The following is a 20,909-nucleotide window of genomic DNA, read 5'->3' on the forward strand; positions in this document are numbered from 1 at the left end:
AAATACCTCTGTGTTATCTTTAGCGTCTACTTAATTAATTCTGGATTTTGGACATGAGCCAACAAAATAAAAATATTGTTCTAGGGATCAGTGGCGGTATAGCTGCATATAAATGCGCTGAGCTTGTCAGACGTTTAAAAGAGCAAGGCTGTACAGTAAAAGTAGTCATGACCGAATCCGCTAAGCACTTTATCACTCCACTCACTATGCAAGCTGTATCTGGCGAGCCCGTTTCTGACTCGCTGCTTGACCCAAATGCTGAAGCCGCAATGGGGCATATTGAGTTTGCTAAATGGGCGGATCTGATCCTTGTCGCCCCCGCCAGTTGTAATATCATCGCCAAAATGGCACAAGGTATTGCCGATGACTTGCTAACCACCTTGCTACTTGCTACACCTGCTCAAGTAGCTATTGCGCCAGCGATGAATCAGCAAATGTACGCGCATGCCGCGACTCAAGCCAATCTTCAAACACTTCAATCCAGAGGGGTTGCCATCTGGGGGCCAGGTAAAGGTGAGCAAGCTTGTGGTGATGTAGGCGCAGGTAGAATGTTAGAGCCTCATGAATTACTGGAGCTATGCCTGGCACCAGAACCCGCAACTGTACTTGCCGATGTCACCGTAACAATTACCGCGGGCCCAACTCGAGAAGCATTAGACCCAGTTCGTTTTATAAGTAATCACAGCTCAGGAAAAATGGGCTACGCGTTGGCAAGTGCTGCTTTAATGCTCGGTGCTAAGGTTAATCTGATCTCTGGTCCCGTTACTATCAAAGCACCTAATGGCGTGAACTTAATTAACGTTGAAAGTGCAATACAAATGCGAGATGCCGCTTTAGCGTATGCACCAAAGTCAGACATTTTTATTGGCTGTGCTGCTGTAGCTGATTATCGAGCTGCTCAGGTGGCGGAGCAAAAAATTAAAAAACAAGGTGATGATATGCTCGTCACTATGGTTAAAAATCCTGACATTATTGCCGAGGTTGCAGCTTTGACCAAAAACCGCCCTTATACCGTTGGCTTTGCAGCAGAAACTCAGAATGTCGAACAATATGCGCAGGGTAAGTTAAAAAACAAAAAGTTAGACATGATCTGCGCCAATGACGTTTCTCGCGAAGGGCTAGGGTTTAACGCAGACCATAACGCTTTAACGCTATTTTGGTCCGATGACAGTGTGGAGTTACCCGTAGCTGACAAACAAGCACTAGCGATGTCAGTATTGCATGAGATCACAAAACAACTAGATAGTGAAGGTCGATAAATACAACCTTTTAAAGTACTGGCACCGAACTGAATAAAACATTAACATAAGTCCCCGAGCATAGGTGTGAGCTGCTTGGGGTTTACACTGACCATAATAACGATAACGAAAGGAAAGTTCATGCCAGCGACTAAACGCAGTAATCGCAAAGAGCAAATACTACAATCTCTCGCACAAATGCTTGAAACTAGCCCAGGTCAACGCATTACTACGGCTAAGTTAGCCGCAGAAGTTGGTGTATCAGAAGCCGCATTGTATCGACACTTTCCGAGCAAGGCGCGCATGTTTGAAGGCTTGATTGAGTTTATTGAAGATACCTTGCTTTCGCGTATTAACCTGATCTTAGAAAATGAAAAAGAAACCCAAGGACGTATCTACAATATTCTGATGCTATTGTTAGCTTTTGCAGAGAAAAACCCAGGGATCACGCGAATTTTGACCGGCGATGCACTGCAAGGTGAACAAGAAAGATTAAGAGAGCGTGTACAAAGCCTGTTTGAAAAGCTGGAAACCCAATTCAAGCAAGTGCTACGCGAGAGAAAGCTCAGAGAAGGTAAAGCGTTTGCTACCGAAGAAGGAGCCTTAGCTAACCTGTTTCTTGCTTACGTTGAAGGGAAAATGAACCAGTTCGTGCGTAGCGACTTCAAAGCTCTACCTAGCAGTCAGTTTGAGAAACAGTGGCTCGAACTACAAAAAATATGGCTCGCATAACAATGTGAGCCAACCAACATAGTTCGCACTAAAGACAATAAAAAGCGCTTTTTTATCTCCTTCACTATGACATTTGCCGCAAGAGACTTTAGAGCACCCGCTTGTTCGTGTTAAAACAGGCTATTAATAATTAACAAGCCTTAGCACATGAAACCTATCTACTCCCTACTGAGCGCGAGTATATTACTTGCAGGCAGCACACAAGCACTTGCCGCCTCGGACAAAAAACCACTCGAATTTAAAGATGTTTTTGATTTTCGCTATGCACATGACAGCGTATTATCGGAAAATGGACAGTTTTTATCATTCTCAGCACAGCCATATCGTGGCGACGGTAGTGGGCATGTGTACGATTTAACAGCTAATGAACTGATTGCTCAAGTACCACGTGGCGTAAAACCGCACATCAATAAGTCTGCAACTTGGGTGGCATTTACCCAAAAACCGTCCTTATTAGCACAAGAAACCGCGAGCAAAGAAGATAAAAAGAAGCTCCCTTTGCAGTTAGTACTGGTAAACACAAAAACTAAACAACAACAGACATTCGACAATGTTGTAGATTATCAGTTATCTAATGACGGCACCTGGCTGGCTTATCGAGAAAAAGCAGACGATAAAAACAAGCCATCCAACAGTGATACTAAAGACAAAGACGACCCTGTTGGTATTGCACCGGATAAAAAAGACAAAGCGTATGAGCTTGTCATCATCAATCTAAACAACGACAATCTTCAACGCATAAAACGTGTAGGCCAATATAGTCTAAGTCCCACAGGACTTGGCGTGTTATTCAATCAAATAAGTGATGATGGTAGCAACAATCGCATTAGCTTTGTTGAACTAAGCAATTCACAACAGCATATCTTATTTGACGAACCTGGGATCACCCTAAGTCAAGCTGCTTGGCACCCACAAGGACAAAAGGTTGCGTTTTATCAAGGTAACTACGTAACAAATGATGCTCGTCGTCGTCACTACCAACTCACGCTGTGGGATGCTAAAAACAACTTAACAAAACAAGTTACCAATCCACAGGAGTGGTTTAGCGCCAAAACAGCATCTTTAAAATGGTCTGAACATGGCGAGCGGTTATATTTTGAGAACCGCCCGGTGCTGGATACGAAAGAAAAACAACACAAATACAAAGACGATGCATCACTGACGGATTTCGAGACAATCCGCGCGCAAAAAGGCCTTAAAATCTGGCACAACAACGACCCTGAAATCAAAACTCGTGAAGTTAAAAGCTGGGAAGAAACGAATAAACATCGTCATTATCAAGCCGTCTATCATCTTAATGGTGAACGCATTGCTCAGTTGAGTGACCCTCGTACACCCAATATTGAGCTCAACACTGAAGCTGAGTTCTTGTTGGTCAGTAATGATCAACCCTATCTTGAACAAATCATGTATAAAGGGTTTTATCGTGACTACTACGCGGTACAGGTTAGCACAGGCGCTAAACACTTTATTGTTAAAGAATCGCCATTTACACCTAGCCTCTCCCCCACAGGACAACATGCGCTATTCTTTAAAGACCAGCATGTGTGGCTAAAAGCATTAGACTCGCAAAAGGAATCTGTGCTGACTAAGGCGATTCGTGATGCTATCTTTGCCGATGATAAGCACGACTACCCAGAGCCTCAGCCGGGTTATGGTTTCGCCGGTTGGCAACTTGATGGCAGCATTGCGTATGTTTATTCCAAATATGATATTTGGGCGTTTGATGTAAATACCCAACAGGCCACTCGTCTAACTCAAGGTAGAGAAACGCACACCCAGTATCGCATTGTACAATTAGATGACAACAAGCTCGGGTTTGCTCACAATGAAACCCTACTGCTGAAAGCTCACAACCTTCAGAACAAACAAACACATGTGGCAACCCTGGCACTGGACTCAGGCAAACTCACGACCCAACTAAGTGGTAAAGCACGTTTTGATTTAGTAAAAAAGGCCAAACATAGCGATAAAATCATTTTTACCAAACAAAGCTATCACCAGTTTCCTGATTATTGGCAAACTGATACGCAATTTAGCAAACCACAGAAAGTGACCAACCTTAACCCCCAGATGAGTCAGTTTGCATGGGGTAAAAAGCCAGAGCTGGTGCAATACAAAGGCTATAACGGTGAAGACTTGCAAGGTGTGTTGATAAAACCGGCCAACTATAAAGAAGGCGATAAAGTGCCTGTGGTGATCTACTTCTATCGCTACATGAGTCAGCGTATGTACGACTTTCCAAAAATGGAGCTCAACCATAGACCAAACTTCCCGATGTTTACATCAAATGGTTACGCCTTATTCTTACCGGATATTAGATTTGAAATTGGTCATCCTGGACGTTCATCAACGCAAACCATGATCAATGCAGCGCAAAAACTAATAGATATCGGTGTCGCTGACCCAGATAAGATTGGCTTACAAGGTCACTCATGGGCAGGCTATCAAAGCGCCTTTATGGTGACTCAAACCAACATGTTTAAAGCAGTTGTATCTGGTGCTCCGGTGTCAAACATGACCTCAGCCTACAGTGGTATTCGTCTAAAATCAGGGCTTGCTCGCCAATTTCAATATGAGTCAGGCCAAAGTCGCATTGGCAAAACCTTGGTAGAAGCGCCAGAGCTTTACATTGAGAACTCTCCGGTATTTTTTGCCGACAAGGTTAACACCCCTATTTTGATTATGTTCGGTGATGAAGATGGTGCAGTGCCATGGCAAGAAGGTATTCAGTACTACTTAGCACTACGTCGCCACAATAAAGATGCGATTTTCTTGCAATATGAAGGCGAACCACATCATTTAAAACAGTTCCCTAACCAGTTGGATTTTTCAATTCGCATGATGGAGTACTTTGATCACCACCTCAAAGGCACACCAGCTGCAAACTGGATAAAGCAGGGCGAAGCATATACAGCCGAGTAACCCACCAGGGCCCAAGTAACTCGCTTGGGCCTTTTATTGACTAGCTTATATCAAGCGTAACGTTTAAAATGTGCGTTTAGTTTAGATATTGGCTACGGCAAAGCTTCGCCACTTCATTTTAAGAGCAACATCCTATGACAACGACAACACGTGGTAATCTATTTATTTTGTCAGCCCCATCAGGCGCAGGAAAATCAAGTTTAATCAAAGCTCTACTAGAAAAGCACCAAGACATAAAAGTGTCTGTATCTCACACTACTCGTGCTGCGCGTCCGGGCGAAAATAACGCTGAACATTACCATTTTGTTTCGGTTGAACAATTCGAAACTCTCATTCAGCAGGGCGATTTCTTCGAATGGGCAAAAGTATTTGATAACTATTACGGCACCTCTAAAGCCGCTATCGAAGAACAACTAAACAGTGGTATTGACGTATTTTTGGATATTGACTGGCAAGGTGCGCAGCAAGTTCGTAAGTTGGTGCCTGACGTTAAAACCATCTTTATCCTACCACCATCACAGCAAGAACTTGAAAACCGCTTAAATGGTCGCGGACAAGACTCAAAAGAGGTCATTGCCTCACGCATGGCACAGGCTAAATCAGAAAGCTCTCACTACAATGAGTTTGATTACGTGCTAATCAATGATGATTTTAACACGACCCTGAGCCAGCTTGAACATATCGTTATGGCTGCACGTATGGAGCTTAGCGCACAACAAACTCGTCACGCAGCACTAATTAGCGATCTTTTACGCTAAATTAGTGATAAATTTTAACCATCCACTTGGCGTAGCGGCTCCCTTGCAGTAAACTAGCCTTTTGGAAATGAATTAACTTTGGAGTGCTTCGATGGCTCGCGTAACTGTAGAAGATGCAGTAGATGCAATTGGTAACCGTTTTGATTTAATCTTGGTAGCAGCGCGTCGCGCTCGTCAAATCGCGGTAGGGGGCAAAGACCCTATGGTTGACGCTGAAAACGATAAGCCAACGGTTATCGCTTTACGTGAAATTGAAAAAGGTCTAGTGAACAGCTCTTCATTAGATGTAATCGACCGTGAAGAACAGCAAAACCAAGAAGCTGCTGAGCTTGCAGCTGTTGCAGCCATTGTAGGTGGCAACAACTAAACCTGTTTCGGTTTGTAAGACAATGCCAGCATTTTTGCTGGCATTGTTGTTTTACACTTCTGATAAAATAAAGTCCCGACTAGTCGTTGGTTTATCTTTCAATTCATCGTATATTCGTTACATATCGATAACTTCACTGGAACATTGGAGTGTGAATGTATCTTTTTGAAGGCCTAAAAAAGAAGATCTCTGAGTATTTATCACCCACTGACGTAGAGCTGGTACAAAAAGCTTATGTGGTGGCCCGTGAAGCCCATGAAGGGCAAACGCGCTCAAGCGGAGAGCCTTATATTACCCACCCTGTGGAAGTGACACAAATACTCGCTGGTATGCGCCTAGATCATGAAACCTTGATGGCCGCATTAATGCACGATGTGATTGAAGATACCGACTTTAGTCAGCAAGACTTAGCGGAAATTTTTGGTGAAACAGTCGCAGAGCTGGTTGAGGGGGTGAGTAAACTAGATAAACTCAGCTTCAAAGACAAAAAGCAGTTTCAAGCCGAAAACTATCGCAAAATGATTATGGCAATGACGCAAGATATTCGCGTTATTTTGATCAAACTTGCCGATAGAACTCACAATATGCGTACTCTTGGCGCTCTCAGACCTGATAAACGCCGCCGTATTGCCCGTGAAACACTGGAAATTTTTGCACCAATTGCTAATCGACTGGGTATTCATGATATCAAAAATGAGTTGGAAGACTTAGGATTTCAAGCGCTCTACCCTATGCGACATCGCGCATTGCGCTCTGAAGTCGCTAAAGCTCGAGGCAACCGTAAAGAAGTCATCAGTAATATTCAGACTGAGATTGAATCTCGTTTGGCAGAATCTGGTATCAAAGCGTCTGTCAGTGGTCGTGAAAAGCATTTATATAGCATCTACAAAAAAATGCTCAACAAAGAATTGATGTTCAACGAAGTGATGGACATTTATGCCTTTAGGATCAATGTAGATAACTTAGATACTTGCTATCGAGTACTCGGTGTGGCGCATAACTTGTACAAGCCCATAGAAACCCGCTTTAAAGATTATATTGCGGTGCCTAAAACCAACGGCTATCAGTCATTGCATACTTCGTTAGTGGGCCCACATGGTATTCCTGTTGAAATTCAAATTCGCACTCATGACATGGATCACATGGCAGACAAGGGTGTGGCAGCCCATTGGATGTATAAAAAAGCGGGCGATAGCGCGGGCCACACAGCGCAACAACGTGCCCGCCAATGGATGCAAAGTCTATTAGAACTACAACAAAGTGCAGGGTCTTCATTTGAGTTTGTTGAAAACGTTAAAACAGAACTCTTTCCAGAAGAAATCTATGTATTCACACCCGATGGCCGCATTGTTGAACTTCCTATGGGCGCAACTGCGGTAGACTTTGCTTACGCAGTGCATACCGATGTTGGTAATACCTGCGTGGGTGCTCGTGTCAATCGTAAACCATACCCATTGAGTAAAGCCCTCGATACAGGTCAGACCGTAGAAGTGATCACCAGCTCAGGCGCACACCCCAATGCCACTTGGTTGAACTTTATCGTAACTGGTAAAGCACGCTTAGGAGTGCGTAACTACCTCAAGAGTCAACATCAAGAAGAAGCGATTCAGCTTGGACGCCGTTTATTAGACTCAGCCCTTGGCGAGAACAAACTCGATGATATTCCTCAAGAAAATATCGATCGCGTACTAGAGGAACACAAACTCAGTACCTTGCTCGAACTTCTGGTAGAGATTGGCACCGGTAATATTATGAGTGTATTAATTGCCAAACGCCTGTTGCAAACCGATGATGGTATTGAAAATGTTGCCAAAAGAGCCAAAGCCGCTATTATCGGAACAGAAGGTATGCTGGTCAATTACTCGAAGTGCTGTCGTCCAGTACCGGGAGATGCCATTACAGCCTATGTGAGCCAAGGTAAAGGTCTCAATGTTCACCGCCAAGAGTGTAAAAACATTAAAGGCTGGGAAAGTGAGCGCTCCAAGTATTTTGTTGTAAAATGGGAAGACAACCCAGAAAAAGAATATATTGCTGCATTAAGAGTGGAAATTATCAATCACCAAGGTGCATTAGCAAAGCTCACCAACGTGGTAGCAAGTACACAAGCCAATATCGTTGAAATCGCTACCGACGAAAAAGAAAGTAACTTATACGTGATAGATTTAGGCATTACCGTTAAAGACCGTATTCACGTCGCTAATATTATGCGCCGTATTCGGGTTATGCCAGATGTACAACGCGTATATCGCAAGAAATAGGATTAAAAATGAATAAAGCGATTATCTCTACCGATCAAGCTCCAGCGGCTATCGGTACTTACAATCAAGCAGTTAAGGTAGGCACGGCAGTTTACCTTTCTGGCCAAATTCCATTAGTGCCAGAAACAATGGAAATGATCTCAGAAGACTTTGCTGAGCAAGCGCAGCAAGTGTTCAAAAACCTAACCGCTGTATGTGAAGCGGCCGGTGGTCAATTGCAAGATATGGTAAAAGTAAATATCTTCTTAACTGACCTAAGCAACTTTGCCACGGTGAACGAAATCATGAGCCAACATTTTAGAACACCTTACCCTGCTCGCGCAGCTATCGGTGTAAAAGAATTACCTAAGGGTGCTCAAATTGAAATTGACGGCATTATGGAACTTCCGTCAACAAACTAATTATTTAGTATTAAAAAGCCACCACGAAGTGGCTTTTTTTATGTCTATTCTTTGATCTCAAGCACTTGACTCTATACTCTTTATTAAGCACTCTAAAGCTAATACTTTGGTTTTTGTTATGGTTTCGTTATTGAGCCTCAAAGGTAAGGGTGATAAACGTGTTCAAATTGGCACACAATGGAAATGTCCTGTTAGACGTTGCTCAACTAAATCCACCTAATGCAGCTTTCATTATTGAAGCGCTAGAACGTTCTCCTTATGCCGATTGTGAGGTCGACAGAGACTCTATTGATGCATTTTTTAAAAGCGACTTCCCTGAGAAGCAACTTGTTGTCGCCAAAAAAGTCGACGCACAATTAACCATTGAGCTCTCGGAAGACAAAATGATCGCTACCGCCCACTTGGTAACCGCAAAAGGCGGCGCAATGATCAACCTGGAAAAAGCTAAAAAAGCGATCATCAACGCGGGAGTAAGCCGCGGATACAAGCAGGTCTACTTAGAAAAGCTTCTGCAAAAACAATTAGAGCTACCAGCAGGTTCAACCGCTAAAGGAATGATAGCTCAAGGTCGCCTACCTCAAGATGGCCAACCAGCTAAGCTGGTATCGCATGTCGTTACCATGAGAGAACGTTTAAAGCAGCCAAAGCTAAGAGAAGATGGCTCTGTAGATATGCGTGACTTTGGTAAACTGGCAAGCGTCGCACCCGGAACATTGCTCATCTCGAAGCAACCAGCCACGCCCGGAAAAGATGGCTTCACCGTGACAGGTGACAGCATTGAAGCCAAAGAAGGTGATGATTTCGAAATCAGCGCTGGCGAAGGTACTGAAATCTCGGCCAGTAATCCACTCGAGCTGGTTGCAAGCATTGCTGGCTGCCCCTCTGATATTCAAAATGGTATGCGCGTTGATGACGTGTTTACCATTAAAGATGTAGATGTGCGTAGTGGTCACGTGGACTTCAATGGTAGTGTGATAGTCACCCATACCGTTGCCCCAGGCATGAAGGTAAAAGCCAAAGGCGACATTACGGTAATGGGTTCCGTGGAATCTGGAGAACTTATCAGCGGCGGACACATTGATGTTAAACAGGCAGTAATTGGCCACGTGGACCATCAAAACAATGATCAAGGCTTAACCTGCCGCTTAGTTGCACAGGGTGATATTCATGTGGCACACGGCCAGTATAGCTACCTTGAAGGCAATAATGTGTATATTGCCAAGCAAAGTAACCACTGTACCATCAAGGCCAATCAACTGGTGCAAATTGGTGCTGATGATAACCCTCGAGGTAAACTAATTGGCGGTGAAGTGCTAGATACACAAATGCTGATCGCAGGTGAAATTGGCAGTGAATCAGGTGCCAAAATGATTGTGCGCTTAGCACGTAGCGGTGTAGAGCTGACAGCTGAAACCGATGAGTGCCTTAAAGCGCTCAGTAAAACCAGTGAACAGCTCAATACCCTGCAACAAACCATTGAAAAAGCGGATCAACTCAAAGATCCAGAGAAAAAGAAACAGCTCATGGCTAAAATTGGTGCCACGCAAATGCACTACTGCCAAGAGGCTGAAGTCCTTGAAAAGAAAATGTCAGACATGGAAAACCAACTCAATGAGCTGCTTGAAAACACCAAACTGGTTGCCAATCAAGCCCTCAATCCAGGCGTTGAGATCCATATTTTTGACCGCGTATTTAAAACTACTCGTAGCTACCCACCGTGTACCGCAGCTCTAGTCGAAAGCAAAATAGAGATAGAGTTTAAGACCAGTTGATATTGCTCAAATAATTATGTTTTATCAGTCGGACAGGAACAAAACTATCCGACCGTTTGGGTGGCTACTTAGTTCACCCCACATGTTATGAGTTAATTATTCACAAGGTACTTGAATAACTTGACCATTGCTGAATGTGCGATAGCAGTATTCAATTGGCGGTATTACCACTTCCCTCCCTTCTCGATGACCAGCGCCATCAGAACCATCACCAGAACCTCCACCGGAACTGCCTCCAGCTATCTGCTGGGGTGTGTAAGAGCGGCCATTTCGAACGATAGCAATAACATTGCCACCTTTAATCACAAGCTGATCACCTGCCTTGAGTTTGCTTTTACTTTCACCAGTAAAAATGAATGCGAGTCCTGAAGAAACTAATCCCGTGCTTATACTATTTGACACAGCTGTCCCAAGCGAAACACCAAGTCTCATAAGGTTTTTCACAGCCCAACCAGCAGGTTGAGCAGTTAAAGCACCTACGGTAAATGTGTATATCAACTTGTAACCTGCATCAATACGATCTATATCGCCTTGAGTTAACGTATGTCTCCATTCATAATTCTCGATATGATATCTAAGGGCAAGAATATATGGTCTTTTTGTTCTGTGATAATCATCCCACGCTTCACAGTCGTAATCTCTGTCATGTTCACAGCTAAGCGCAGCATCGAGTACTCTCACATCCGAAGTTGGCTGTTTTGCGCGTGAGACGTTATTCTGTACTATTGAATTAACTTCAACCCCCTCATCCTTGAGTACGAACAAAGTGCTATCTTCATTCTCTTCTACATATTCACTATTTATATAGGAGTTTATCGAATTCTGTAATTCACATACCGTGTCATTACATAGAAAGGTTACTTTTTTATCGTAAGAAAAAACGTTACCACTTGCCAACAGCCAACAATCGAAATATATTTCCGTTATTCATTTTACTTTTCCTTTTTATTACAAAATATAAAACCTGACTTTTCACAAAGTGTAGTGGCCAGATCATCTATGATAAAAAAATAGAAATAAATAAAGTCATTATTTTCTAATCATTTTGTTAAATAAAAACCAAGCATAAGACAAGCCCCCCCCCTCGATAAAGGTAACCGCCACGATCCAAAACCACTCTATGTCTTTACTTCGCATAACGTCAGCCGTACACAAAACAACAACGATGAGGATAAATACATACCATGCCGGCATACTTGCAATCTCTTGCTTTTTTTTATTTTTCATGTATCTATTCCAATCATCAAATAACTCAATTTCAAAATATCCTAGGAAAACAGTAAACAGCTCCACCCATATTGTAAAATTATTTTTAAAAAGTGTCGCTTTGTCAGAGTGAAAGACGTAACAAAAAAAGCGGCATCACCCGAAGGTGATACCGCTTTGCGCTACTAAACAACACTCACTTAGAGTTTGTTGCTTCCCAGGTGATGCCTACATCTAAGAGTTCACCTTACCCACTTAAAACCTATTACGTTGTCGGCTTGATAGCTGCCCACTTGAAAATGTTGAAAAAAAGCAACGCCACCTTACGGCGACGTCGCTTTGCACTCATTTTAAAACGAGACCTTTAGCGAAGAACGTCGCCTACTTGGGTCTTTAATTCATCGCTCCACACACCCACTTGTACTTGGGCAATGTGCTGCTTCTGTAACAGCAGCATGACTAAACGCGACTGACCAATACCACCACCAATGGTTTGTGGCATCTCGCCGCTTAAAAGCAGTTGGTGCCAGTCTTGCTCTACGCGGTCTTCATCCCCGGTAACTTTAAGCTGTCTTGCTAACGCTTCTGGACAAACGCGAATACCCATTGAAGAAATTTCAAAAGCATCTTCAAGTACTGGGTTCCACACTAAAATATCGCCGTTTAACCCCTGATATTTTTCACAGGTTGCGGTTGACCAATCGTCATAATCTGGCGCACGCACATCGTGAATTTTGCCATCCCCCAGCGCGCCACCAATACCAATCAAGAACACAGCGCCATACTCTTGTGCAATCGCTTTCTCACGTTGTTTGGCACTAAAGTCTGGATACATCTGGCGCAACTCTTCGCTGTGTACAAACGTGATTTTCTCTGGTAAAAATGGCGCTAAACCAAACTCATCCGCCACCACTTGCTCTGTGGCTTTAATACCTTGGTAAAGCGTCTCTACTGTTTGCTTTAAAGTCACCAGTGAACGCTCAGACTCAGCGCAGATGACTTTTTCCCAGTCCCACTGGTCAACATAAACCGAATGGATAGGAGAGAGTCGCTCTTCATCTGGACGCAGTGCTTTCATATGGGTGTATAACCCCTCGCCCACTGCAAAGCCATAATCACCCAATGTTTTACGCTTCCATTTTGCTAAGGAGTGCACTACTTCAAATTGTGCATCAGCTAACGTTTTTACTTTAACTGACACGGCTTTTTCTGTACCGCTTAGGTTGTCTTGAATGCCATCACCGACTTTCGCCAAAATTGGCGCTTGTACTTCAATTAACCCTAACTGACTCTCTAGTTGTTGTGAAAAAACCTGCTTAACGCGGCTGATCTGCTGCTGTGTTTGACGATATGTGCTGTGCATAATTTAGGACCTCATTCCCAGTATTCTTTATTGATTTGTTTGCCGTGTGTTTATCGGCTTGAAGCTATCGTCAACAAAAACCGATACAATTACAATAACCATCAATAAAAATAGCAAAACACCCTATTTTTCATCAAAAATAAAAGCTATATTTTATTGAAACGAGAATCACACGGTAAAATATCCATGGAAAATTATCAGATCGATAATCTTGATAAATCGATTTTGCACGCATTAATGGATAATGCGCGGACACCTTATGCCGAATTAGCAAAAAGATTTGCCGTCAGCGCGGGCACCATTCATGTACGCGTAGAGAAAATGAAACAGGCCGGTATTATTGTCGGCACCAAAGTCACCATCAGTGCCAAAAAGCTCGGTTATGATGTGTGTTGTTTTATTGGCGTAAACCTAAAACACGCACGCGATTACCCAAGTACCATTGCCCAATTACAAGAATTTGAAGAAGTGGTAGAAGCGTATTATACAACGGGCAATTACAGTATTTTCATTAAGGTCATGGCCCGCACAATTGACCACTTGCAGGACGTATTAATCAATAAAATTCAAACGATTGAGGCTATTCAATCCACCGAGACACTGATCTCGCTACAAAACCCTATCGCCCGCGAGGTGATCCCCTAGCAATATACGGGTATAATCAGGCGCTATTTTGATTGTAATGAGCAGTAACTGATGAAAGAAACACGTTTTCATCGCGTAAAGCAGGTGTTAGATAGACGCCAAACAGACCTAACCGTGTGTCTCGACGAAGTACATAAACACCATAATCTATCAGCCATTGTGCGCACCGCCGATGCTGTTGGATGCCACCATGTACATGCCGTATGGCCTCAAGAGCAGCGTCGTTTAACCAATAATACCTCTGGCGGCAGTAAAAATTGGGTTGAAACCCATATGCATGATGACATTGATGCTGCGGTTGCTGCGATTCGAGAACAAAACCCTGGAATTCAATTACTGGCGACCAACTTGAGTGATGAAGCGGTAGACTATCGAGAAATTGACTATACCAAACCAACCGCAATTATTGTCGGTCAAGAGCGCTTAGGTATTTCAGACAAAGCCTTAGCCCATGCAGATAAACACATAGTGATCCCCATGCAAGGGATGGTGCAATCATTGAATGTCTCAGTGGCTGCAGCGCTCATTTTGTACGAAGCTCAGCGCCAACGAGATGAGGCGGGTCTGTATGATCGTAATGATATGCTGGACGCGCACACCAAACATACTTTATTGTTTGAAGGCTGCCATCCAATTATTGCCAACCGATGCGTGGAAAAGGGCTTACCTTATCCTGCATTAGATGAAGAGGGCGAAATTGTAGCAGACGAAGCTTTTTGGAACGCCCTCAAATTTAAAAAAGTGACTTAAACAAGGAATAGCATGTCTTCGCCAAATTTGTCTCACTACCCCATCACCGAGCTAAAAGGCGTAGGTCCTAAGGTAGCCGAACGATTGGCTAAACTCGGTATTTTTACCGTGCAAGATATGCTGTTTCACTTACCACTTCGCTATGAAGACCGCGCGCGCACGTATGCCATTGCACAGTTGATGTTGCATAGTCACGTAAGTATCGAAGCGCAAATAGAACACAGCCAAATCACCTTTGGCAAGCGCCGTATGCTCATTTGCCACGTTAATGATGGCACAGGTCGACTAACGCTGCGGTTTTTCAATTTCAATGCAGCACAAAAAAATGCCATGGCACCGGGTAAAGTGATCCGTTGTTTCGGTGAAGTCCGTCGAGGTCAGGCGGGACTGGAAATGGCCCACCCTGAATACAGTATTCGAGACAGCCATAGCGAGCCAAAAGATCCTAACTTGGCAACACTCACAGCAGTTTACCCAACTACTGAAGGCTTAAAACAGCTAAGCATTCGCGCTATCGCTGACAAAGCGATTGAGCTACTGCGCAAGTATCAACTTGAAGAGTATTTGCCTGAGCAGTACCGCCCTGCCGGACTCAGTTTGAAAGACGCAGTGCTAACATTGCATAAGCCACCGCAAGACACTGATTTATCCGCACTAGAACTTGGTCAGCACCCAGCCCAACAACGATTGGCCTTTGAGGAGTTATTGGCGCAAAACCTGAGTTTGTTGCAATTGAGACACCGCGGTCAAGCGGTCAAAGCCGTACCACTGCCTCCCAATAACACGCTAGAGCCCGAGTTTTTAGCCAATTTACCGTTTGCGCCCACCAATGCACAACAGCGCGTTGTTGCTGAGATAAAGCAAGATTTACAGCAGCCCTACCCCATGATGCGCCTAGTGCAAGGCGATGTTGGTTCAGGTAAAACTCTGGTGGCAGCACTTGCAGCGCTGGGCGCCATTGCCAAGGGGTATCAAGTGGCGCTAATGGCACCCACTGAGATCTTGTCCGAGCAACACAGCATTAATTTTAGTAATTGGTTTCTTAATTTAGGTATTGAAGTCGCTTGGCTCGGGGGAAAAACTAAAGGTAAAGAGCGTGAGCGCACCTTACAAAATATCGCCAGCGGCAAGGCGCAAATGGTGGTTGGTACCCATGCCCTGTTTCAGCAGCAAGTGGCGTTTTTAAATCTTGCTTTGATCATCATAGATGAACAACACCGTTTTGGTGTACATCAACGATTAGCGCTGCGTGAGAAGGGTCAATTCAATGACTGCTACCCTCACCAACTGGTTATGACTGCCACCCCTATTCCGCGCACGCTTGCCATGACGGCGTATGCGGATCTAGAAACCTCAGTGATTGACGAATTACCACCTGGACGTACTCCTATCACCACCGTTGCCGTACCAGACACCCGTCGTGAACAAGTGATAGAGCGAGTAAAAAGCGCCTGCATTGATGATAAGCGTCAAGTTTATTGGGTATGTACACTCATTGATGAATCTGAAATGCTTCAGTGTCAGGCTGCCGAAGACACAGCCGCTCAGTTAGACGAACAATTACCTGAACTCTCTATTGGCCTTGTGCATGGCAGAATGAAAGCACAAGAAAAGCAAGATGTCATGATGGCTTTTAAACGCGGTGATATTGATGTATTGGTTGCTACCACCGTAATTGAAGTTGGTGTTGATGTGCCCAATGCCAGCCTAATCATTATCGAAAATCCAGAGCGTTTAGGGCTTGCACAACTCCATCAATTGCGCGGACGCGTGGGTCGAGGGTCCATTGCATCTCATTGCTTGCTACTTTATCACGCACCATTATCTGTTACCGCACAAAAGCGCCTTGGGGTTTTGCGTGATAGCAATGATGGCTTTGTGATAGCAGAACGAGATTTAGAAATTCGCGGGCCAGGTGAAGTACTAGGCACTAAACAAACGGGGCTGGCGGAGTTTAAAGTAGCTGATTTAAACCGTGATAAAGCATTACTGGATCAAGTCAGACCTATCGCATTGCGGCTAATAAAAGAACACCCCAACTGTGTAGAGCCTTTGATCACTCGTTGGTTGGGGACTAAAAGTGAATTAGCTATGGCATAAAAGCAAATTATGCAGATAACCATAACCATCATTATCTGCATAGTTACTCTTACTTAAATTAGTCTTGATAGCCGTTTGGATTGTTACTTTGCCAACGCCACGTGTCTTGCATCATAGCGTCAATATCACGCGTTGCTTGCCAGCCTAATTCCTGTTGTGCCTTTTCAGGCGCAGCATAACACGCTGCAATATCGCCATCACGACGAGGCATTACTTTATAAGGTACTGGCTTGCCTGAGGCCTTTTCAAACGCACTTATCATCTCAAATACCGAGTTACCTTTACCCGTACCCAAGTTATAAATATGTGTGCCCGCTTGAACATTGAGTTTATCCAGCGCCTTTAAATGCCCAACAGCTAAATCTACAACGTGAATATAGTCCCTCACTCCAGTACCATCTACCGTGTCGTAGTCATCTCCAAACACGCCTAATTGCTCAAGTTTTCCGACAGCGACTTGCGCAATATAAGGCAGCAGATTGTTGGGAATACCATTGGGGTCTTCGCCAATCAGCCCTGATTCATGAGCACCGACAGGGTTAAAGTAGCGTAAAATAGCAAACGCCCAACGCTCATCTGATTTGGCTACATCTTGCAGTACCATTTCCACCATCAACTTAGAAGTGCCGTATGGATTGGTCGTGCCGCCTACAGGGAAGTCTTCGCGGATAGGTAAGCTTTTCGGATCGCCATACACCGTTGCAGAAGAGCTAAACACTAACTTAAACACACCTGCATCTCGCATTGCGTCCAATAACGTCAATGTCCCTTGTACATTCACCTGATAGTATTCGATAGGTTTACGTACCGATTCGCCTACAGCTTTTAAGCCAGCAAAATGGATCACTTGATTAATATCATAACGGGAAAATACATCATCAAGAAACGCCTTATCGAGAATATCTCCTTGATAAAAGCTCACCGTTTTCCCAGTAAGTTGAGCGATACGTGTAAGCGACTCTTGTGATGCGTTGCTTAAATTATCAATAACTACAACATCTTCACCACGTTGTAATAGTTCAAGTACCGTATGTGAGCCGATATATCCTGCTCCACCTGTGACCAATATACTCATACAACTTCTCTTAATCCTAACAAACAGTCCGCTATTTTAGAGCATTTGCGGCCATTTTACAGGGATAATTATGATTTATCGCAGACAAACGCTAACTTGCCGTATTTGTAGCTCAAACGAGAAATGTTGGTATCACAGTATGGGCTCAAGTTGTGCCATTGTGATACCGCTTTTGGTGCAGTGAAATCACGCATATAAACACGATTACCAATCGCATAAGCCACGCTTTTATCATCCAACCATGTATAATCTTGCACCCCCTCAGGCATCACAAAGTGATCCGTTACCTGTTGTGTGTTTAGTGAAAAGCTGGCAAACCATTGCTGACCATTTTTAAAATGGGTAAACGAATAAATGTTCTTTGCTTCGTTAAACGCCAGCGTACGACCTATATCTTTGGCAACTTTTGTGGGTAAATGACCGGTAAGATCAGCATGCTGTAGAGTATGAGGTTCTCCCAGAATAAACATAATGAGATCTTGGCCTTTACCCCAAGCATGGTACCCTACAGGCTCGATATGATCGAAAATGCGTTCAGGGTTCTTTTGCTCGTCAAATGGATAAAACCATAATTTTTGCTTACCATCAGGTTCAACAACAACGCTCGAAAGGCCCTCACCATGCGGATAGAGTGTTGGTGAAAACTCAGATACTGAACTGTTCGTTAAATTACGGCTTTGTTTGCTAGCAAACTCATAAAAGAATAAGTCCGTTTGTGCCCCCTGTGCTGAAGGCACTTCTTGAGTAAAATATACCCCGTTATCGGTGACCAAAGGTTGATTGTGATAACTGTCATCTGATGTCAACGAAGTCACTTTTATCGAGCCTGCTACTTCACTGGCCAACAGAATTTGGCTTTTTGGCATGGCTGCTTGCGAGGTTAAAGTGACGGTTGCTAACACACAGCCAGCAAGTGCTATAGATACTTTCATCATGGTCCTTTTTATTTTTCTTTTATCATACTGAGTTACACATTAAACCACAAAACTTGCTATTCGCGTCGCTTCGAGTAACAATCGAATTTATTCCGTTTGTTAAAATTTTGAGAATTTCGAGGCGTCACTATGTCCCAAAAACACCCAATTATTGCCATTACCGGTAGCTCAGGGGCAGGTACCACAACAACTACCAACGCTATCAAACATATATTTCGAAGCTTAAGTGCAAATGCAGCCTTTATTGAAGGAGATAGTTTTCATCGCTATACCCGCCCTGAAATGGATAAACTCAAACGCGAAGCCTTACAAGAGGGCAAACACATTAGTTACTTCGGTCAAGAAGCTAATGATTTTGCAGCACTAGAAGAGCTTTTTAGCCGTTATGCTGAACATGGAGATGGCAAAATAAGGCGCTATTTGCACACCTTTGACGACGCAGTTCCTTATAATCAGTTGCCAGGCACCTTTACACCCTATCAAGATCTGGAATCCAATACTGACGTACTTTTCTATGAAGGGCTACATGGCGGTGTTGTGACCGAAGAACATGATGTTGCCAAGCATGTTGATTTACTGATTGGCATGGTGCCTATCATTAACCTTGAGTGGATCCAAAAGCTCATTCGTGACACCAATGAGCGTGGTCATTCAAGAGAAGCTGTAATGACATCTATCGTGCGCAGTATGGATGATTACATCAACCATATTACACCGCAATTTTCACGTACCCATATCAACTTCCAGCGCGTCCCCACTGTAGATACTTCTAACCCCTTCAGCGCGAAGGACATTCCTTCACTGGATGAGAGCTTTGTGGTGATACGCTTTCGCGGCATTGATGACGTAGACTTTCCATATTACTTACAGATGATTGACGGCAGCTTTATGTCTCGCATGAACACCCTCGTCGTTCCTGGTGGGAAAATGGGCTTAGCGATGGAACTGGTACTGACACCACTCATTAAAGACTTGCTCATTAAAAAGCGTGCACTTGAGAATATGGCCCCCGTAGACTTACCTATTTAACTTGCTTGCTCACCTCGTGCAACTTACACTAACCCTCCTCTTTTTGCCGCTGTAGGGAGCAAGTGATGGCACAAAATAAGACTTTAAAAGTGCTGGTAGGGTCTAAAAACCCAGTCAAGGTAAACGCCGCAAAACACGTTATTCAAGGTTATTTCCCAGACTACCAAGTTGAATGTTCAGGCTTACATGCGCCCAGTGGCGTACCCGAACAGCCTCTAGGTGAAGACGAAACACGCCAAGGCGCACAAAACCGAGTTAGTTACTTACAGCAGCACCATCAAGCAGATTTTTATTGTGCGATGGAAGGCGGAGCCCATCAATTCAGCTATGGACCTGCCACCTTTGCTTATGTAGTGGTAGCAAACGAGCATTATACCAGTGTAAACCGCAGCAGTAATTTACCCCTACCTCAGCCAATTTATGATGCGCTAGTGGCCGGAGAAGAGCTGGGCCCTGTGATGGACCGCGTGTTTAATACCACCAATATCAAACAAAAAGGCGGTGCAATTGGCTTGTTAACCAACCATGTTGCAACACGCGAAAGTACTTACACTCAGGCTTTGACACTTGCTATGGCACCTTTCTTACATCCTCATTTGTACACAGAAAAAGATACCCGCAATGAAGTATAGCCATATTCTATTTGATGCCGATGAAACCCTATTCAGTTTCAATGCATTTTTGGGGTTAAAAACCCTGTTTGCACAATATGATGTTGAATTCACTGAACAAGATCATAAAGAATATCAAGATGTTAATGCCCCTCTTTGGCTTGATTATCAAGCGGGTCGCATTGATGCAAGAACGTTGCAAGTCACCCGCTTTTCCAAATGGGCAGAGCGTCTTAAGGTGCCAGCAAGCGTCTTAAACGAGGGGTTTTTAGAATCTATGGCCAGTATTTGTGAGCCCCTACCCGGTGCTCGTAGCCTATTGGCACACCTAAAAGGTAAAGCAACACTTGGCATTATCACTAATGGATTTGCGGCGTTACAAGAGAAGCGTCTGGCACACACAGGGCTGAGCGATTGTTTTGACTGTGTAGTCATATCTGAATTAGTAGGTACAGCCAAACCAGACCCATATATTTTCGCCCACACACTTTCTTTATTGGATAATCCAGATAAAAACAAAGTACTGATGGTGGGTGATACCCCAAGTAGCGATATTCTGGGCGCAAATAAATTTGGCATTGATAGCTGTTGGCTACAGCACCCCGGCAAAACCTGCCCTGAGGGAGTAAAACCCACCTATACGGTGCAATCGCTGATGGAGTTAGAAGCTATTTTAGGCACTGACCATTAACTAAGCTACTGTGTAAATACTACAAAAAAAGCGCAGTGTCATTACTGCGCTTT

General features: G+C 43.9%; 19 protein-coding genes. 14 read left to right on the top strand and 5 right to left on the bottom strand.

Going from position 1 to position 20,909, the window contains the following annotated elements:
* Positions 1-53 precede the first annotated feature (53 nt).
* The 8 genes from coaBC to BIW53_RS06615 all read left to right on the top strand — a co-directional run bounded on the left by coaBC (position 54) and on the right by BIW53_RS06615 (position 10,451).
* Positions 54-1,259, top strand: a complete 1,206-nt coding sequence (gene coaBC, locus BIW53_RS06580) for a bifunctional phosphopantothenoylcysteine decarboxylase/phosphopantothenate--cysteine ligase CoaBC (RefSeq protein WP_070991077.1) — start codon at positions 54-56, stop codon at positions 1,257-1,259.
* A gap of 120 nt (positions 1,260-1,379) precedes the next feature.
* The gene (gene slmA, locus BIW53_RS06585) at positions 1,380-1,970 is read left to right on the top strand and encodes a nucleoid occlusion factor SlmA (RefSeq protein WP_070986278.1); all 591 of its coding nucleotides are present in this window, start codon (positions 1,380-1,382) and stop codon (positions 1,968-1,970) included.
* A 147-nt stretch (positions 1,971-2,117) separates the two neighbouring features.
* Complete coding sequence (locus BIW53_RS06590; protein ID WP_070991078.1) at positions 2,118-4,895, top strand: S9 family peptidase; 2,778 nt, start codon at positions 2,118-2,120, stop codon at positions 4,893-4,895.
* Positions 4,896-5,029: 134 nt separating this feature from the next.
* A complete protein-coding gene (gmk, locus tag BIW53_RS06595) occupies positions 5,030-5,653 on the top strand; it encodes a guanylate kinase (RefSeq protein ID WP_070991079.1) in 624 nt (207 codons plus the stop codon).
* 91 nt (positions 5,654-5,744) lie between these two features.
* Entirely contained in the window at positions 5,745-6,020 is a 276-nt protein-coding gene (gene rpoZ, locus BIW53_RS06600) for a DNA-directed RNA polymerase subunit omega (protein ID WP_070986281.1), read from the top strand.
* A gap of 155 nt (positions 6,021-6,175) precedes the next feature.
* Positions 6,176-8,278 carry a bifunctional GTP diphosphokinase/guanosine-3',5'-bis pyrophosphate 3'-pyrophosphohydrolase gene (gene spoT / locus BIW53_RS06605; protein ID WP_070991080.1) on the top strand — a complete coding sequence of 701 codons (2,103 nt, stop codon included), beginning with the start codon at positions 6,176-6,178 and terminating at the stop codon, positions 8,276-8,278.
* Between the two features lie 8 nt (positions 8,279-8,286).
* Positions 8,287-8,679, top strand: a complete 393-nt coding sequence (locus BIW53_RS06610; RefSeq protein ID WP_070991081.1) for a RidA family protein — start codon at positions 8,287-8,289, stop codon at positions 8,677-8,679.
* Between the two features lie 158 nt (positions 8,680-8,837).
* Positions 8,838-10,451, top strand: a complete 1,614-nt coding sequence (locus tag BIW53_RS06615) for a flagellar assembly protein A (RefSeq protein ID WP_070991082.1) — start codon at positions 8,838-8,840, stop codon at positions 10,449-10,451.
* 96 nt (positions 10,452-10,547) lie between these two features.
* Here the strand turns inward: BIW53_RS06615 and BIW53_RS06620 are convergent, their stop codons facing one another.
* The 3 genes from BIW53_RS06620 to asnA form a co-directional block, all read right to left on the bottom strand.
* Positions 10,548-11,348, bottom strand: coding sequence for a hypothetical protein (locus tag BIW53_RS06620; protein ID WP_070991083.1), 801 nt, complete (start codon positions 11,346-11,348; stop codon positions 10,548-10,550).
* A gap of 132 nt (positions 11,349-11,480) precedes the next feature.
* Entirely contained in the window at positions 11,481-11,678 is a 198-nt protein-coding gene (locus BIW53_RS06625) for a hypothetical protein (protein ID WP_070991084.1), read from the bottom strand.
* Positions 11,679-12,021: 343 nt separating this feature from the next.
* Positions 12,022-13,020, bottom strand: coding sequence for an aspartate--ammonia ligase (gene asnA, locus BIW53_RS06630; protein ID WP_070991085.1), 999 nt, complete (start codon positions 13,018-13,020; stop codon positions 12,022-12,024).
* A gap of 186 nt (positions 13,021-13,206) precedes the next feature.
* On the opposite strand from asnA, the gene asnC reads away from it, so the two are divergent.
* From asnC to recG, 3 genes are read left to right on the top strand one after another with little or no spacing between them, the layout of a single operon-like run.
* Entirely contained in the window at positions 13,207-13,665 is a 459-nt protein-coding gene (gene asnC / locus BIW53_RS06635) for a transcriptional regulator AsnC (RefSeq protein WP_070986287.1), read from the top strand.
* A gap of 51 nt (positions 13,666-13,716) precedes the next feature.
* Positions 13,717-14,415, top strand: coding sequence for a tRNA (guanosine(18)-2'-O)-methyltransferase TrmH (trmH, locus tag BIW53_RS06640; RefSeq protein WP_070991086.1), 699 nt, complete (start codon positions 13,717-13,719; stop codon positions 14,413-14,415).
* A 12-nt stretch (positions 14,416-14,427) separates the two neighbouring features.
* Entirely contained in the window at positions 14,428-16,515 is a 2,088-nt protein-coding gene (gene recG, locus BIW53_RS06645) for an ATP-dependent DNA helicase RecG (RefSeq protein ID WP_070991087.1), read from the top strand.
* A gap of 58 nt (positions 16,516-16,573) precedes the next feature.
* On the opposite strand, the gene galE is transcribed toward recG, so the two are convergent.
* Both galE and BIW53_RS06655 read right to left on the bottom strand, forming a co-directional pair.
* Positions 16,574-17,590 carry a UDP-glucose 4-epimerase GalE gene (galE, locus tag BIW53_RS06650; RefSeq protein ID WP_070991088.1) on the bottom strand — a complete coding sequence of 339 codons (1,017 nt, stop codon included), beginning with the start codon at positions 17,588-17,590 and terminating at the stop codon, positions 16,574-16,576.
* Between the two features lie 68 nt (positions 17,591-17,658).
* Entirely contained in the window at positions 17,659-18,522 is an 864-nt protein-coding gene (locus BIW53_RS06655; RefSeq protein WP_070991089.1) for a hypothetical protein, read from the bottom strand.
* Positions 18,523-18,654: 132 nt separating this feature from the next.
* Here BIW53_RS06655 and BIW53_RS06660 point away from each other — a divergent pair, with 132 nt between their 5' ends.
* From BIW53_RS06660 to yjjG, 3 genes are all read left to right on the top strand, one after another.
* Complete coding sequence (locus tag BIW53_RS06660; protein ID WP_070991090.1) at positions 18,655-19,554, top strand: phosphoribulokinase; 900 nt, start codon at positions 18,655-18,657, stop codon at positions 19,552-19,554.
* A 65-nt stretch (positions 19,555-19,619) separates the two neighbouring features.
* Entirely contained in the window at positions 19,620-20,186 is a 567-nt protein-coding gene (yjjX, locus tag BIW53_RS06665; RefSeq protein ID WP_070991091.1) for an inosine/xanthosine triphosphatase, read from the top strand.
* The gene (gene yjjG, locus BIW53_RS06670) at positions 20,176-20,856 is read left to right on the top strand and encodes a pyrimidine 5'-nucleotidase (protein WP_070991092.1); all 681 of its coding nucleotides are present in this window, start codon (positions 20,176-20,178) and stop codon (positions 20,854-20,856) included. The genes yjjX and yjjG overlap by 11 nt, the downstream gene beginning before the upstream one ends.
* The last annotated feature ends 53 nt before the right edge of the window (positions 20,857-20,909 follow it).

The organism is Pseudoalteromonas byunsanensis (assembly GCF_001854475.1).
Lineage (GTDB): Bacteria > Pseudomonadota > Gammaproteobacteria > Enterobacterales > Alteromonadaceae > Pseudoalteromonas > Pseudoalteromonas byunsanensis.

Coding starts and splice junctions, on each gene's coding strand:
- gmk (WP_070991079.1), top strand. CDS start 5,030: ATGACAACGACAACACGTGGTAATCTATTTATTTTGTCAGCCCCATCA.
- asnA (WP_070991085.1), bottom strand. CDS start 13,020: ATGCACAGCACATATCGTCAAACACAGCAGCAGATCAGCCGCGTTAAG.
- BIW53_RS06590 (WP_070991078.1), top strand. CDS start 2,118: ATGAAACCTATCTACTCCCTACTGAGCGCGAGTATATTACTTGCAGGC.
- BIW53_RS06625 (WP_070991084.1), bottom strand. CDS start 11,678: ATGAAAAATAAAAAAAAGCAAGAGATTGCAAGTATGCCGGCATGGTAT.
- rpoZ (WP_070986281.1), top strand. CDS start 5,745: ATGGCTCGCGTAACTGTAGAAGATGCAGTAGATGCAATTGGTAACCGT.
- galE (WP_070991088.1), bottom strand. CDS start 17,590: ATGAGTATATTGGTCACAGGTGGAGCAGGATATATCGGCTCACATACG.
- BIW53_RS06655 (WP_070991089.1), bottom strand. CDS start 18,522: ATGAAAGTATCTATAGCACTTGCTGGCTGTGTGTTAGCAACCGTCACT.
- spoT (WP_070991080.1), top strand. CDS start 6,176: ATGTATCTTTTTGAAGGCCTAAAAAAGAAGATCTCTGAGTATTTATCA.
- slmA (WP_070986278.1), top strand. CDS start 1,380: ATGCCAGCGACTAAACGCAGTAATCGCAAAGAGCAAATACTACAATCT.
- yjjX (WP_070991091.1), top strand. CDS start 19,620: ATGGCACAAAATAAGACTTTAAAAGTGCTGGTAGGGTCTAAAAACCCA.
- asnC (WP_070986287.1), top strand. CDS start 13,207: ATGGAAAATTATCAGATCGATAATCTTGATAAATCGATTTTGCACGCA.
- coaBC (WP_070991077.1), top strand. CDS start 54: ATGAGCCAACAAAATAAAAATATTGTTCTAGGGATCAGTGGCGGTATA.
- BIW53_RS06660 (WP_070991090.1), top strand. CDS start 18,655: ATGTCCCAAAAACACCCAATTATTGCCATTACCGGTAGCTCAGGGGCA.
- yjjG (WP_070991092.1), top strand. CDS start 20,176: ATGAAGTATAGCCATATTCTATTTGATGCCGATGAAACCCTATTCAGT.
- trmH (WP_070991086.1), top strand. CDS start 13,717: ATGAAAGAAACACGTTTTCATCGCGTAAAGCAGGTGTTAGATAGACGC.
- recG (WP_070991087.1), top strand. CDS start 14,428: ATGTCTTCGCCAAATTTGTCTCACTACCCCATCACCGAGCTAAAAGGC.
- BIW53_RS06610 (WP_070991081.1), top strand. CDS start 8,287: ATGAATAAAGCGATTATCTCTACCGATCAAGCTCCAGCGGCTATCGGT.